The sequence below is a fragment of the Shinella sp. H4-D48 genome (assembly GCF_022637395.1).
GTDB classification, from domain to species: domain Bacteria; phylum Pseudomonadota; class Alphaproteobacteria; order Rhizobiales; family Rhizobiaceae; genus Shinella; species Shinella sedimenti.
Window position 1 is genome coordinate 1951332 of sequence record NZ_CP093337.1, and the last position, 14878, is coordinate 1966209.

The window sequence follows — 14878 nt, forward strand, 5'->3', positions numbered from 1 at the left end:
CCATATATAGAACAAACCGAGGGCGAGCGAAATGCCCCGGTCGTCATTGTCATGAAGGCCGCCTCAGCGTCCTTCGATCTCCGCATAGAAATCCAGCACCGCGCGCTTGAACACCTTGTCGCCGACCGCGAGCATGTGGTCGCGCCCGGGAATATCGAGCGCCCGCGCATCCGGCATCAGGGCCGCCAGGGCCTGCGGCGCACCGGCAATGTCGTCTTTCGTGCCGACCCCGATCAAGGCCGGCATGTCGATACGGGCCATATCGGCTTCCGTCAGCAGGTCGCGCGATGTCATGATACAGGCAGCAAGCGCCTGCCGGTCGGATTTCGTCTGGTCGGCGAAGGCCCTGAACATGCGACCGCGAGCATGAGTCACGTCGTCAAGCGATGGCGCCAGCAGCGCGTCTGCGATCGGGTCCCACTCGCCCACGCCTTCGACCATGCCGATGCCGAGCCCACCGAAGACGACGGATCGCACCCGATGCGGATGGGCCAGTGCCATGAAGGCCGTGATGCGCGCACCCATCGAATAGCCGAAAACATGCGCTTCGGGGATCGCAAGATGATCGAGCAGTGCCGCAGCATCGCCAGCCATCAGCGGCGGCGTATAGAGTGCGGGCTCGTGCGGCTTGGCGCTGGCACCGTGTCCGCGATTATCGAGCGCGATAACGCGGTAGCCAGCATCCCCCAACGTCTTCAGCCAGCCGGGAAACACCCAGTTGACATTGGCGCTGGAGGCGAAGCCGTGAATCAGCAGCACGGGATCGCCGGAGGGATCGCCCTCATCGAAAAAGGCCAGTTCGAGACCTTCGTGGGTGAACCGGGAAAAGGGCGGAGGATCAATATTCATCGCGAGACCGTCTTTCGTTTTCTCGAACCGCTCTTACCGCCGTTTGCGCGCGGAGAAAACGCCCGGAGCGGAAAACTTCCAGCTCCAATACGTTCACGCATGAGCGTCCGGCACGAAAAACCAGCGCAGCGGTACGATCATTGCCTCTCCGCGACGGTTTTGCATCTACACATTCCCGCGGAAGATGATTATGGTCCGGCCGACAAAACAGACCTGCACGGAGCATGACATGGCTGGGCACAGCATTCCCCATTTCCAGAACGACGGCGGCCACAGCGCAATCGAGATCGGCGTAAAGGAATTCATGTGCGTCGGCGCGTCCATTCCTTACGACCATCCGCACGTCTTCCTCGACATGGGCGACGACAACGAGAAGGTCTGTCCCTATTGCTCGACGCTCTACCGCTACAATCCCGCGCTGAAGGCCACGCAGACCAATCCGGTAGGCTGCACCTTCACCAACGTGGTGGCGGCGTGACGGCCAGAAGGCCGACACGATCATGTCCCCGGTAAAATCTGTCACAATCGTCGGAGCCGGCATTGCCGGCCTGACGGCGGCCCTTGCGCTCGCCCGCAAGGGTATTGCGTCGCAAATCGTCGAACAGGCTTCAACGCTGGCGGAAGTCGGCGCCGGCTTACAGCTTTCGCCCAATGCGTCGCGCATTCTGGCAGATCTCGGCCTTCTGAAAGACCTTGAACAACGCTGGAGCGAGCCGGACCACATCCTGCTGTCCTCGGGACACACGCTCGCGCCGCTCGCTTCGGTTCCCGCCGGCAGCGCCGCCCGTGCTCGGTGGGGAGCGCCCTACGGTGTCCTCCACCGCGCCTCGCTTCAGGCCGTTCTTCTCGGCGCGGTCAGCCGCGAACCCTTATGCACGCTCGTCACCGGCCGGAGAATCGAAACGGCCGAAGAGGCCGCCGCCGTCGCGAACACCGATCTGGTGATTGCGGCAGACGGTGTGTGGTCCCGGTTGCGCGGATCAGTCCCGGGCGCCCTGCCCGCGCGCTATTCGGGCAATGTCGCCTGGAGGTTCCTGGTGCCCTACGATGGCGCACCGGCCTTGCTCAATCCACGCACGGTTACAGCCTTTCTCGGCCCGCACGCCCATCTCGTCGCCTACCCATTGTCGGAAACGCGGGCTTTCAACATCGTTGCAATCCACCAGCAGGTTGACGCACCGCCGGAGGGTTGGTCCCGCACGGGCGATGCCACAGCCCGCAAGCGCCTGCTCGACGCCTTCTCCAGCTGGCACACCGACCTAAGACGGCTGATTGCGGCTGCAAACGATCCGTTGGTCTGGCCGCTGTTCGGCTGCGCCGATGGTTCATGGACGGACGGCCGCAAGACGGTGCTGATCGGAGATGCTGCCCACGCTATGACACCCTTTGCGGCACAAGGCGCCGCCATGGCCATCGAGGATGCTGCGCTGCTGGCAAACCGGCTTGCCGGGACGACGGACCTTCGCCAAGCCCTTCACCGCTTTGAGAGCGACCGCCGGGAACGGGTCGCAAAAGTCCGCAACCGCGGCGCCTTCAATCGCTTTGCCTATCACGCACGCGGCCCCGTCGCGCTCGCGCGCAATCTGGTGCTGTCGTTGCGAAAGCCCGAAAGCCTTGCCGGCGATTTCGACTGGCTCTACGGCTACCGCACGCCGGACTGATATCCGGCATCCTACACGTCACCTGCCGGCAAAGACGCCGGCAAGTGACGATATGAGATGCGTGAAACGGTCAAACGGCCCGGGCGGCGGCGAGGCCGCGTTCGATATCGGCCTTGATATCCTTCACGTCTTCAAGACCGATCTGCAGGCGCAGCACGGGGCCTCCTTCCGGTGCCTTGGCGATACGGCGATCGTCGAGGTTCACATGCACCGCGAGGCATTCGAAACCGCCCCAGGAGTAACCCAGCCCGAAAATGCCGAGCGCATCGAGAAACGCATGGGCCTTGCCCTTGTAGCGATCCGGTGAGCCACCGTTCAGCACGATCGAGAAGATGCCGCTCGAACCCTTGAAGTCGCGTTTCCAAAGATCGTGTCCCGGGAAGCTCGAAAGCGCGGGATGAAGAACGCGCGCAACGTCGTCGACGCCCTCCAGCCAGCGCGCCAGCTCCAGCGCACTCTCCTGATGGCGTTCCAGCCGCACGCCCATGGTACGCAGTCCGCGCAGCACCTGGTAGGAATCATCCGGCGAGGCGCAGGTGCCCAGCGTGATCTGCGTTTCGTGCAGTTGCTCCCAATGGGCGGCATTGGCCGACACCGTGCCGAACAGCACATCGGAATGACCGGCCGGATATTTCGTGGCCGCATGAATGGAAACGTCGACACCGAAATCGAGCGGCTTGAAGTAGAGCGGCGTCGCCCAGGTATTGTCCATGGTGACAACCGCGCCATGCCGGTGCGCAACGGCGGCGATAGCCGGAATATCCTGCATTTCGAAGGTATTGGAGCCGGGGGCTTCCGTATGCACGAGCCTGGTGTTGGGGCGGATCAGGGTCTCGATGTCAGCGCCGATCAAGGGATCGTAATATTCCACGGTCACGCCGAGCCGCTTCAGCATTGTGTCGCAGAACCGGCGTGTGGGGTTGTAGACGGAATCGACGATCAGCGCGTGGTCGCCTGCCGACAGATAGGCAAGGAACGGTACGGTCACGGCCGCCAGCCCCGAGGGCACGAGAATGGTGCCGGCGGAACCTTCCAGCTCGTTGATCGCCGCACAAAGCGCATCCGTGGTCGGCGTTCCGCGCGTGCCATAGGTGTATTTCTGCGCTCTGCTTTCCATGGTGGCAGCATTGGGAAAGAGGACCGTGGAGGCATGCACGACCGGCGGATTGACGAAACCGTAATAGTCGGCCGGGTTGTTGCCGGCGTGGGCAAGGCGGGTATTCACGCCGGCGCCGGCGAAGATTTCGTCTTTGTTTTTCATGGATCAATCCGAACGATGCAAATAGGTTTATCTCCGGCGGACTTTTCGCCAGCAGCCCCTAGAGGTCAACCCCGTGATGACGAAGAAGGCGAAATCCAAAGCGCTTGAAATTTGCGGCAAGCAGCTTTTTTGGGCGTGAGACTGCACCTATTCCCATTTCCTTGCCCAAAACCGCGCCAATTTTCCTTAAATTTCGAGAAGTGAATGGAAAATGGGCCGTGTCACTTGACCCTGCGAAATTTTGAGCATGAGATAAGCGACCTCGCGCCGGGAGGGTGGCGAGTTCCGCATACGTGTCCGTCCGGACCACGTGACCTGCGGATAAGACAAAGACAACAGAAAAAGGTCGTAAAAAATGGCAAAAAAAATTGTGACGGCGCTCGTTGGTGCCGCCGTACTGGGGTTTGGCGCTACAGCATCTCAGGCCGACACACTGTCTGACGTAAAGGCAAAGGGCTTCGTCCAGTGCGGCGTCAACGGCTCGAACCTCGCCGGCTTCGGCGCGCAGGATTCTCAGGGCAACTGGACCGGCCTCGACGTGGATCTCTGCAAGGCCGTGGCGGCTGCCGTCTTCGGCGACGCCACCAAGGTAAAGTACACCCCTCTTTCGGCCAAGGACCGCTTCCCCGCACTTCAGTCGGGCGAAATCGATCTTCTCGCGCGCAACACCACGTGGAGCATCAGCCGCGACACGCAGCTCGGTTTCGATTTCCGCGCCGTGAACTACTATGACGGCCAGGGCTTCATGGTGAAGAAGGAGCTCGGCGTTAAGTCTGCTCTGGAACTGTCAGGCGCTTCCGTTTGCGTCCAGTCCGGCACCACGACCGAACTGAACCTCGCCGACTACTTCCGCTCGAACAACATGGACTTCAAGCCTGTCGTTTTCGAAGCCCAGGATGAAGCCGACGCTGCCTACAATGCCGGCCGTTGCGACGCCTACACGACGGACGCCTCCGGCCTTTACTCGATCCGCCTGAAGATGGCCAACCCGGACGACCATATGGTTCTGCCGGAAATCATCTCCAAGGAGCCGCTCGGCCCGGCCGTTCGCCAGAACGATTCCAAGTGGCTCGACATCGTCAGCTGGTCGCACTACGCGATGGTGGCTGCCGAGGAGTTCGGCATCACGCAGGCGAATGTCGAGGAAATGAAGACTTCCGCGAATCCGGACATCAAGCGCTTCCTCGGTGAAGAAGCCGATTCGACCATCGGTGCAGACCTCGGCGTGCCGAAGGACTGGGCCGTGCAGATCATCAAGGCCGTCGGCAACTATGGCGAATCCTTCGAGCGCAATGTCGGCGAAGGCTCCCCGCTCAAGATCGCACGTGGCCTGAACGCCCAGTGGACGAAGGGTGGACTGCAGTACGCCCCGCCGATCCGCTAACACCGGACGACACCGCTTCGGGAGGGCAAGCCATTGCCCTCCCTTTTTAAAACAACGCCCGGAAAACAGGGCGAACACAATGTCAGGGGACTTGCATGGCTCTTGCGGACGCCCGAAACGGGTCCAGCGAACCGCCGAAGGTTTCGCTTCTCTACAATCCTGCGCTGCGAAGCGTGCTCTATCAGGTCGTTACACTTGTCGTGATCGTCGCGGCGGTCTGGTACGCTTGGAACAACGTCGTTCAGAACCTCGCCCGCGCCAACATGTCAGCCGGTTTCGGCTTTCTGAACAGCCGCGCGGGTTTCGACATCGCACAGACGCTGATCGCCTATACCAGTGACTCGACCTATTTTCGCGCGTTGCAAGTCGGGCTGCTCAACACGCTAGTGGTTGCCGCTGCCGGTATCGTCACCGCGACAATCGTTGGCCTTCTCATTGGCGTCGGGCGCCTGTCGAACAACTGGCTGATCGCGCGGCTCTGCACGGTTTATGTGGAAATCTTCCGCAACATTCCGCCGCTTCTGGTCATCTTCTTCTGGTATCTCGGCGTTCTGGCCTTGCTGCCGTCGATCCGGTCGATCTTCCAGCACCTGGAGGAAAATCCGGACGCCATCTTCTTCATCTCCAACCGCGGGATCTACATGCCAGCCCCTGTCTTCGGTGAAGGGTTCGGCATGGTGGTCGGGGCGTTCATCCTCGGCATCATCGCAGCGATCGCCTTCACGATCTGGGCCAATGCCCGCCAGCGGGCCACGGGCAAGCGTCCGCCGGTCCTGTGGGTCAATCTCGGCCTGATCGTGCTGTTCCCAATCGTCGTCTTCCTCGTGATGGGCAGCCCGTTGTCGCTGGATTACGCCGTTCCGGGGTCGTTCAACATGCGTGGCGGCATGTCGATCGGGCCTGAGTTCCTGGCGCTTTATCTCGCGCTCTCTCTCTACACGGCCTCGTTCATCGCCGAGATCGTGCGGGCGGGCATCCGTGGCGTGTCCAAGGGCCAGTCCGAGGCTGCCTTCGCACTCGGACTGCGGGCCGGCCATACGACACGCCTCGTCGTGCTGCCGCAGGCCTTGCGCATCATCATCCCGCCGCTTACCTCGCAATATCTCAACCTCATCAAGAACTCGTCGCTCGCCGTCGCCGTCGGGTATGCCGACCTTGTCGCGGTCGGCGGTACCATCCTCAACCAGTCGGGCAAGTCCATCGAGATCATCGCGATCTGGATGCTGGTCTATGTATCGATCAGCCTCATCACCTCGCTGTTCATGAACTGGTTCAACGCCAAGATGGCCCTGGTGGAGCGCTAAGATGTCCCAAAGCATTACCTATGTCCGCGAGGGGTTCATCGAGGCGGAAAAGCCGCCGAGCTCGGATTCGTCCGTGCTTGCCTGGATCCGTCACAACCTCTTCGCTTCCTGGAAGGACAGCCTTCTGACGGTGATTGCTCTTGCAGTGCTCGTCTACTACCTGCCGAAGGCCATCGACTGGCTGTTCGTCTCGGCGGTCTGGACGGGGGCCGACAGAACCGCCTGCCTGACGACCGACCAGGGCGGCCAGCTGCCGGCGGGCTGGAGCGGGGCCTGCTGGGCCTATGTGAACGACCGTTTCGTGCAGTTCATGTTCGGCTCTTACCCGCGCGATCAGCTGTGGCGACCGCTTCTCGTCGCCGGCATGTTCGTCGCGCTGCTCGTGCCCTTCCTCATCCCGAAGGTGCCGCGCAAGGGGCTCAACGCGCTCCTGCTGCTCGTCGCCCTGCCGATCGTTGCTTATTTCCTGCTTCTCGGCGGTTCCTTCGGCCTGCGTTACGTCGAAACGTCGCTGTGGGGCGGGCTGATGGTGACGCTCATCATCTCCTTCGTCGGCATCGTCATGTCGCTGCCGATCGGCATTCTGCTGGCGCTCGGACGCCGGTCGTCCATGCCGATCCTGAAGATGGTCTGCATCGGCTTCATCGAGCTGATCCGCGGCGTTCCGCTGATCACCGTCCTGTTCATGGCCAGCGTGCTTCTGCCGCTGTTCCTGGAGCCGGGCAACAATATCGACAAGTTCCTGCGTGCACTGATCGGTGTCTCGATCTTCGCGTCCGCCTATATGGCGGAGGTTATCCGCGGCGGTCTTCAAGCCATTCCGAAAGGGCAGTATGAAGCAGCCGATGCGCTTGGTCTAAACTACTTTCACAAGATGACCTTCATCGTGCTTCCGCAGGCCATCAAGCTCGTTATCCCGGGGATCGTGAACACCTTCATCGGCATGTTCAAGGATACCTCGCTCGTCACCATCATCTCGATGTACGATCTGCTCGGCATCGTGAAGGCGAGCTTCGGCGATTCGGGCTGGATCACTCCTGTCACGCCGCTCACGGGCCTGATCTTCGCCGGCTTCGTATTCTGGATTTTCTGCTTCGGCATGTCGCGCTATTCGGCTTTCGTGGAACGCCGGCTCGACAAGGGCCATAAGAGATAACTGAGAGGAAACACCAATGGCCAACCAAGCCAATGCACAAAAGATGACTGTTTCGGCTACGGATGCCGCCGTCGAGATCATCAACATGAACAAGTGGTACGGCGATTTCCATGTGCTGCGCGACATCAATCTCAAGGTGATGAAGGGCGAGCGCATCGTTATCGCGGGACCGTCGGGTTCCGGCAAGTCGACGATGATCCGCTGCATCAACCGTCTGGAAGAGCACCAGAAGGGCCAGATCATCGTCGACGGCATCGAGCTGACGAACGACCTCAAGAAAATCGATGAGGTCCGTCGCGAAGTCGGCATGGTGTTCCAGCACTTCAACCTCTTCCCGCACCTGACCATCCTCGAGAACTGCACGCTCGCGCCGATCTGGGTGCGCAAGATGCCGAAGAAGGAAGCGGAGGAAATCGCGATGCACTATCTCACGCGCGTCAAGATCCCCGAACAGGCGAACAAATATCCGGGCCAGCTTTCTGGTGGCCAGCAGCAGCGCGTGGCAATCGCCCGCTCGCTGTGCATGAAGCCGAAGATCATGCTGTTCGACGAGCCGACCTCGGCGCTCGATCCGGAAATGGTCAAGGAAGTGCTCGACACAATGGTGTCGCTGGCGGAAGAAGGCATGACCATGCTGTGCGTGACCCATGAAATGGGCTTTGCCCGCCAGGTCGCCAACCGCGTGATCTTCATGGACCAGGGCCAGATCGTCGAGGAGAACGCACCTGCGGAATTCTTCGACAATCCGCAGCACGAGCGCACCAAGCTGTTCCTCAGCCAGATCCTCCACTAAGCGGATCTCTATCCGATTCCGAAGAAGGCGGGCTGAATGCCCGCCTTTTTTCTTGCCCGCTACGCTTCATTTCGTGCGAAGTCCCATCCGGAACTTCAGCGGGCTTGCGCCGAAATGATTGCGGAAGGCGCGCGAGAAGGCGGAGAGGCTGTCGAAGCCGCTGCGCAACGCGACCTCCTGCATGGAGAGCGGCGTATCGCGCACCAGGCGCTGTGCTGCCGTCAACCGCAGGCGCAGATAATATTTTCCTGGCGCCGCACCTAGCCCGCCAACGAACAGCGTCTCGAGTTTTCGCGTGGAAAACCCGAGGCGGCGCGCCAACGCGGCGATCGTCAGCGGCCGGTCGATCGTCCGCTCCATCAGACGGATCGCGGCCGCAAGTTCGGGCCTGTGCTCGCCGAGGCGGCCCAATGATACGAGCGGCTGGGCATCGGTGGCCGCATGGGTCTCGTCGTAGACGAACACACTGGCCACATCCAGTGCGACCGCGGAACCGAACCGCTCGCGCACGAGATGCAACATCATGTCGAAGGTCGGAGAAGCACCACCTGACGTCCACAGCGGACCGTCCGTGACGAAGCGGTCAGCCCGAACGTTGAGCGCCGGAAAAGCGGCGGCAAAATCCTCCAGTTCCTCCCAGTGCGCCGTTGCGTCCCGTCCATCCAAAAGGCCGGATCGCGCCAGCAGCCAGCAACCGGACTCGATGCCCGCGACAATCCCGAAGCGCCGCGCCACTTTCTTTAGCCGCGCAACGAAAGACCGTCCGGCATGGCGATCCTGGTTGAAGCCTGCGATCAGGAGTAAGGCATCGCCGCTCGTCACATCGGCGAATGCGCCGTCGACCCGCACTTCCACCCCACAGGTCAGCAGCACCGGCTGCCCCTCCGGCGAAAGAATTGTCCAGCGGAACACGGGTTCCGGCACCACGCGGTTGGCCGCGCGCATGGGATCCAGCACCGAAGCGAGCGACATGATCGACGATTCCGGCAGGAGAACGATGGTGACGTCGAGCGGTCCAGGTTGCGGCAATTCTTTGATCATGCGGAAATTGTCAAAAAACACACGCATTATGTCAATCGAGAAAACCGCAATCCGGCATGATCCATCTCACAGGTGATCCGGAGATGCAGCCGGATCATGGCGACAGCCCCTGTACCCCGAACCCTGATCCGCGTTTTATCGGAACGGGTTGGCGAGCCTCACGGCGGACCAGCCCGTTTTTTTTGCGTGCTCTCCCGGTGTCGACCAAGGACACAAGGTTGCGGATGCGGAACCTACACCTGCCTTGCGCGTTGACACCGCAACCAAGCAGGAAAGGTTTCATCATGCACAAACTCAGGTCCATTTTCGCCACAGGCGCCCTCTCCATCGCCGTGGCGCTTACCTCCTTCGTGCCGGCGCAGGCGATTACGTTCCCGAACGTTCCAGTTCCGTCGGCGTCCACCGTCGAACAGGTGCAGTATCGCTACGAGCGTCGTGAACGCATGCACCGTCGAGACAGGGCAGAGCGACGCTGGCATGGCCACCGCGGTTATCGCGACCGCCGCCCCGGCTATCGTCGCCACTCCGATGGCTGGTGGTACCCGCTGGCTGCCTTCGGCCTGGGCGCGGCAATCGGCGGTGCGGTGTCCCGTGACCGCGATGTGAGCGGCTCCCACGTCAACTGGTGCTCGAACCGCTACCGTTCGTACCGTGCCTATGACAATACGTTCCAGCCGAACAACGGTCCGCGCAAAAGCTGCGTCTCGCCCTATTCGCGCTAAACGTCAGGCCTTGATCCAATAAAAAACGCCCGCGATGATATCGCGGGCGTTTTGCATTCTATTGGGCATTGTGAAGGGTCAAAACCCTTCGCCGGATGATTATTCCGCGTCGCCTTCAGCGGCCTTCTTCTTGGCCGGCGCCTTCTTCTTCGGAGCGGCTTCTTCGCCTTCGGCAGCTTCAGTTTTGGCAGCAGCCTTCTTCTTCGGCGCAGCCTTCTTGGCGTCTTTTTCGGAACCTTCCTCGTCGTCAGCCATCAGCTCGTCCTTGGAGACGGTCTTGTCCGTCACCTTGATTTCGCCGAGCAGGTGATCGACGACCTTTTCTTCGAAGATCGGCGCGCGCAGCGAAGCGGCGGCACCCGGGGTCTTCTGGAAATATTCGAGGATCTGCTTTTCCTGGCCGGGGAACTGGCGCAGCTGCTGATAGAGCGACTGCTGCATTTCCTCGTCCGAAACCTGGACGCCGGCCTTCTCGCCGATTTCCGAGAGCACGAGGCCGAGGCGGACGCGGCGCTCGGCCAGCTTGCGGTATTCTTCGCGAGCGGCTTCTTCCGTGGTGTCTTCGTCAGCGAAGGTCTTGCCGGACTGCTGGAGGTCCGTGTTGATCTGGCGCCAGATGTTTTCGAACTCGGCGTCAACCAGGCGCTCGGGCGTGTCGAACTTGTACATCTCGTCGAGCTGGTCGAGAATCTGGCGCTTGACCTTCTGGCGCGTGACCGAGCCGTACTGGCTTTCGATCTGGCCGCGAACGATTTCGCGCAGCTTGTCAGCCGATTCGAGGCCGAGCTTCGTGGCGAGGTCGTCGTTGATCTCGATGTCGGCGGCGGCAGCGACTTCCTTGACCTTGATGTCGAAGGTGGCTTCCTTGCCAGCAAGGTTTGCAGCCGGATACTCAGCCGGGAAGGTCACGGTGATGACCTTCTCGTCGCCAGCCTTGAGGCCAACGAGCTGCTCTTCGAAGCCCGGGATGAAGCGGTTGGAGCCGAGAACCAGTTCCGCGTCTTCGTCCTTGCCGCCGTCGAAGGCCTCGCCGTCGACCTTGCCGAGGTAATCGATGGTGACGCGGTCGCCGTCGGCGGCCTTGCCCTTCTTGGTTTCGTAGGAACGTGCGCTTTCGGCGATCTGCAGGATCTGGTCGTCGACTTCCTTGGCGTCGATTTCCACGACTTCGCGCGTTACGGCGATGCCGGAATTGTCCTTCAGCTCGATGGCCGGGATGACTTCGTAGGAAAGCGTGAACTCAAAATCGGCCTGGCCGGCGAGAATCTTCTCGGCTTCGGCCTGGTCTTCGGTCATCGCGACTTCCGGCTGGGTTGCAGACTTCTCGCCGCGCTCGGAAAGAATGGCGGACGGACGGTCGCGAACGATCTCGTTGACCAGCTCAGCCATGACAGACTTGCCGTACATCTTCTTGAGGTGTGCGAACGGCACCTTGCCCGGACGGAAGCCGTTGATGCGGACACGGCCCTTCACGTCCTCAAGACGCTCGTTCATCTGAGCTTCCATGTCCTTGGCCGGAATGACGACCTTGATTTCGCGCTTCAGCCCTTCAGCGAGCGTTTCGATAACCTGCATGTTCAAACCTTCATTTCGAGTTGGCGGTGTTCAAACCGGGCTGCCGGTTATGGCGAACACCCCGCCGGTCCATTTGCCGGCAGTGGCTTTACTGAATTCGGTGGCCTTTTGGCAAGCAAAATGGCGCGCTCTAATATTCCACACCCCGCGGAACCGTCCGGTTTCCACGTTTGGTGGTTCTGGTGCGGGTAGAGAGACTTGAACTCCCACGCCTTGCGGCACCAGAACCTAAATCTGGCGTGTCTACCAATTTCACCATACCCGCGTCTCAGAAACCGCTGTCCACAGGCGGCCGGGCCGCTCCAGTGGCGCCTTCCGAGCGCGGCGTCTCTATATCATCCGTTTTGCAGGGATCAAAGGAAAAATGACACATAAATGACCGTTCTTCCGGCGCTTCGGCTCAATAGAGCGGTTCGTCATAGACGGGCTCTCCTCGCAACAGCAGCCGCGCGATCTGCGGCGTACCATCGTGCGAAACCCGCGCCTCCACTTCCAGCTCCTCCGCGTTGCGGGCATTTTCCAGCGCCCTGCCCTCGCCTTCGGGCACATAGTAGCGTTCGAGACCGTATTGTACAAAGAGCGTATCGGGCATCTCGCCGGCGCCGTAGGTATTGAAAACGATGGGCAGCGTGCGCAGGATGACCGAGCCATCCTCAGGCGCCATGTCAGCAAAGCGCGCTTCCGTCGCATTCCATAGCCCACTGGCATCGGGTTTCAGGCGCACGGAAAGCCGGGTGCGAGTGCCATCCGGCGCAATATCGCCCGTGACGATAGATTTCGAAATGGTGGAGATCGGATAGGACAGGATGACATAGTCGCCGCGCAGCAGGTCGCGCGGATCGACCGGGCTCGTTTTCAAGCGGATATCTGCACCGTTGCGCAGGATGGCAGCCCGGCTTTCGACCATGTAGCCGATCACGCCCGTCTGGAGCACGGCAACGATGATACCGGCAACCAACGGCGAAAGGCGGAAGGAACGGGACAGGGTCATGTCAGGCCTCCGCCTTGTCTTCGGTTGACGCAAGGCGACGCTCCAGCGCGATCACCGCCCAGGCGATGACGGCGACCACAAGTCCGGACACGAGGAAGAAGCCGGAAGTACCGATGATCGAGCCGATCGTCTCTGAAGCGAGATAGAGTGTTTCCACCGCAAAGGCCACGTATCCGAGGTAACGGACCGCACCGTTTTCCTTGCCGGAAAGCGCGATGCCTGCGATCGCTGCGCCGAGTGTAACGATGCCGACGGCCAGACGTTCGCCCTCCGCATCAAACTCGACATGCAGGACCACCAGGCTGAGCATCAGCACGAGATAGGCGTAGAAAGCGGGCGCCGCACCGGCGCTGCGGGCAATCGCGTGCAGTGGTGATGGCGGCAGAGCGGCGGTGAGATAGGCAACGGCGCCGAAGACGACGATGGCAATAGCCGTCGTAGCGGTGGAATATTCGCTATAGATAAAGGCGAGCCAGGCGACCAGCAGCAGATAGCCGAGATGGCGTGCGCGGCCGGCGTCGGTGTAGCGCGCGAGGGCTATGACGATCACGGCCATGAGCGGCATGAGCCAGAGCAGCAACATCTGGTCGGCGGAATAGGACTGCGTCCAGTCGGTTCCGGCCACGCCGAAGGCGAGAAAGCCGGCGACGACGGTCACGGCGCCCGAACGGAAAAGCACGGCGGCCACCACCGTACCGCCGAACCAAACCAGCGCTGCGTGGAGCGCATCACCCGAGAGGTGATACATCTGCCCTACCAGTGCGATGGCGCCGCCGAAGGATAGCGAACCCAGCACGAGAAAAGCTGCTGCAAGACGCTCTGCACCGCGCGCCATAAGCGCAGCACCGCCGAGATAGGCTCCCCAGATGATGCCGAGGATGGCGGCCAGCCTTGCCAGCCGCGGGATGACGTCCCAGTTGGCCGCGAGAAGCAGGAGGACGGCTGCCGCGAAGAGAAGCGCCGCGACGACCATCAGCACACGACCGGCACTAAAAGAGCTCGGACGGGAATCGTACTCTTTCAAGAGCAACATTGCCGTCTGCGTATCGATCAGGCCTTGCCCAGTCCACGCTTTCAGGTCGCGCTCCAACCAACTCCTGTACATTCCCTGCCGTTCCTTTCGACAATCAGCCCGCGCGGCCGTGATTCCCGCCCTGTCAATCGCAGCACTATAGGCTGCGCAAAAATGTCCGGTCACGGCAAAAGTAAACAAATCCATCAAAGCGACCGCGAAACTGCAGAAATCCTTTCGAACTGGCGCGCAAGATTAACGAAACATAAAGAAAACCATGGCAGATTTGGCCTTAAGGCGACGACTTAGCCCGGTTTTTTTGCCATGCAGATAGTGCATATCATCCATGATCATATTGCACTGCACAAAACCGAATGAGGCGGTTATATTGCAAACATCGGATCGGTATTGATCCGGGCCGCAACCGAGGCGCCACAGCAGGCGACAGGCGCGGAAAGGCCAGATGATCAGGCCCGGCATGATGCCGAAAGATCAGGTTGCCGGAAACGGCGATCGATGGAATTCGAAGTGGCGCACTCCTCCTCCCAGCGCCCCTTCGATCGATTGGCAACACTCCTCCTCCCAGTTGCCAATCAATATCAATGACGCCCGCTGGATCTCCTCCCCCAGCGGGCGTTATTATTTTACCCCCCCCCTTTTGATACGTCAGACACCCAGATCGTGTGGCTTCCCAGCAGGCCCGCACCTGCGCGTCACCGACGCATGCATCGCCCTTTCGGTTGAGGCGAACTCCTACCGGATTCGCATAGCGAGTGTTTACCAGTGTGGCGATAGGGCCTTTTTTGGCCAGAATTTTGTCAAAATTTCCACTTGACATGCAATAATCGCATGGGTGCTGTGTCAATCGAGCGCTGTTCATTTCGCCGCCGCCGCGTATAGTCCGGCTCAACAGATCAGGGCGGCGCCAACGACGAGCGGCCGCTCAGTACGAAGCCCAAGAAAGGGGTATGAAAATGAACCTGGCACGCTCTTTCAACAACTGGCGCAAGTATCGTCAGACCGTCAACGAACTCGGCCGCATGTCCGACCGCGAACTTCGTGACCTCGGCATCGGCCGCAGCGATATCCCCTATATCGCACGCAAGGCTTCGATCTAAGCCGAGCGGAC

General features: G+C 60.8%; 14 protein-coding genes and 1 tRNA gene. 8 read left to right on the forward strand and 7 right to left on the reverse strand.

From position 1 onward, the window contains the following. Window positions 1–63 precede the first annotated feature (63 nt). Window positions 64–849, reverse strand: coding sequence for an alpha/beta fold hydrolase (locus MNR02_RS09555; protein ID WP_241946647.1), 786 nt, complete (start codon window positions 847–849; stop codon window positions 64–66). Between the two features lie 229 nt (window positions 850–1078). Here MNR02_RS09555 and MNR02_RS09560 point away from each other — a divergent pair, with 229 nt between their 5' ends. Together MNR02_RS09560 and MNR02_RS09565 are read left to right on the forward strand one after the other, a co-directional pair. Continuing rightward, a complete protein-coding gene (locus MNR02_RS09560) occupies window positions 1079–1327 on the forward strand; it encodes a zinc-finger domain-containing protein (RefSeq protein WP_134649122.1) in 249 nt (82 codons plus the stop codon). A gap of 22 nt (window positions 1328–1349) precedes the next feature. Continuing rightward, the gene (locus tag MNR02_RS09565; RefSeq protein WP_241946648.1) at window positions 1350–2510 is read left to right on the forward strand and encodes an FAD-dependent monooxygenase; all 1161 of its coding nucleotides are present in this window, start codon (window positions 1350–1352) and stop codon (window positions 2508–2510) included. Window positions 2511–2580: 70 nt separating this feature from the next. On the opposite strand, the gene MNR02_RS09570 is transcribed toward MNR02_RS09565, so the two are convergent. Continuing rightward, on the reverse strand, window positions 2581–3771 hold the full coding sequence (locus tag MNR02_RS09570) for a cystathionine beta-lyase (RefSeq protein WP_241946649.1): 1191 nt from the start codon (window positions 3769–3771) through the stop codon (window positions 2581–2583). A 355-nt stretch (window positions 3772–4126) separates the two neighbouring features. On the opposite strand from MNR02_RS09570, the gene MNR02_RS09575 reads away from it, so the two are divergent. From MNR02_RS09575 to MNR02_RS09590, 4 genes are all read left to right on the forward strand, one after another. Beyond that, window positions 4127–5155, forward strand: a complete 1029-nt coding sequence (locus MNR02_RS09575; protein WP_241596008.1) for an amino acid ABC transporter substrate-binding protein — start codon at window positions 4127–4129, stop codon at window positions 5153–5155. A 95-nt stretch (window positions 5156–5250) separates the two neighbouring features. Continuing rightward, a complete protein-coding gene (locus MNR02_RS09580) occupies window positions 5251–6459 on the forward strand; it encodes an amino acid ABC transporter permease (RefSeq protein ID WP_241946650.1) in 1209 nt (402 codons plus the stop codon). 1 nt (window position 6460) lies between these two features. Further along, window positions 6461–7615 (forward strand): amino acid ABC transporter permease, encoded by a 1155-nt coding sequence (locus tag MNR02_RS09585; RefSeq protein WP_241596014.1) that lies wholly within the window; start codon window positions 6461–6463, stop codon window positions 7613–7615. Window positions 7616–7631: 16 nt separating this feature from the next. Next, the gene (locus MNR02_RS09590) at window positions 7632–8408 is read left to right on the forward strand and encodes an amino acid ABC transporter ATP-binding protein (RefSeq protein ID WP_241596017.1); all 777 of its coding nucleotides are present in this window, start codon (window positions 7632–7634) and stop codon (window positions 8406–8408) included. 66 nt (window positions 8409–8474) lie between these two features. On the opposite strand, the gene MNR02_RS09595 is transcribed toward MNR02_RS09590, so the two are convergent. Further along, a complete protein-coding gene (locus MNR02_RS09595; protein WP_241946651.1) occupies window positions 8475–9449 on the reverse strand; it encodes a GlxA family transcriptional regulator in 975 nt (324 codons plus the stop codon). A gap of 284 nt (window positions 9450–9733) precedes the next feature. Here MNR02_RS09595 and MNR02_RS09600 point away from each other — a divergent pair, with 284 nt between their 5' ends. Then, a complete protein-coding gene (locus tag MNR02_RS09600) occupies window positions 9734–10171 on the forward strand; it encodes a BA14K family protein (RefSeq protein WP_241946652.1) in 438 nt (145 codons plus the stop codon). Window positions 10172–10270: 99 nt separating this feature from the next. On the opposite strand, the gene tig is transcribed toward MNR02_RS09600, so the two are convergent. From tig to MNR02_RS09620, 4 genes are all read right to left on the reverse strand, one after another. After that, entirely contained in the window at window positions 10271–11746 is a 1476-nt protein-coding gene (gene tig / locus MNR02_RS09605; RefSeq protein ID WP_241946653.1) for a trigger factor, read from the reverse strand. A gap of 180 nt (window positions 11747–11926) precedes the next feature. Further along, a tRNA-Leu gene (locus MNR02_RS09610) sits at window positions 11927–12011 on the reverse strand. Window positions 12012–12146: 135 nt separating this feature from the next. After that, entirely contained in the window at window positions 12147–12737 is a 591-nt protein-coding gene (locus tag MNR02_RS09615; protein WP_241946654.1) for a GDYXXLXY domain-containing protein, read from the reverse strand. Window position 12738: 1 nt separating this feature from the next. Next, window positions 12739–13842, reverse strand: coding sequence for a DUF2157 domain-containing protein (locus tag MNR02_RS09620; protein WP_241946655.1), 1104 nt, complete (start codon window positions 13840–13842; stop codon window positions 12739–12741). Between the two features lie 881 nt (window positions 13843–14723). Here MNR02_RS09620 and MNR02_RS09625 point away from each other — a divergent pair. Then, window positions 14724–14867: a DUF1127 domain-containing protein gene (locus tag MNR02_RS09625; RefSeq protein ID WP_069058672.1), complete on the forward strand. Its 144-nt coding sequence runs from the start codon at window positions 14724–14726 to the stop codon at window positions 14865–14867. Window positions 14868–14878 lie beyond the last annotated feature (11 nt).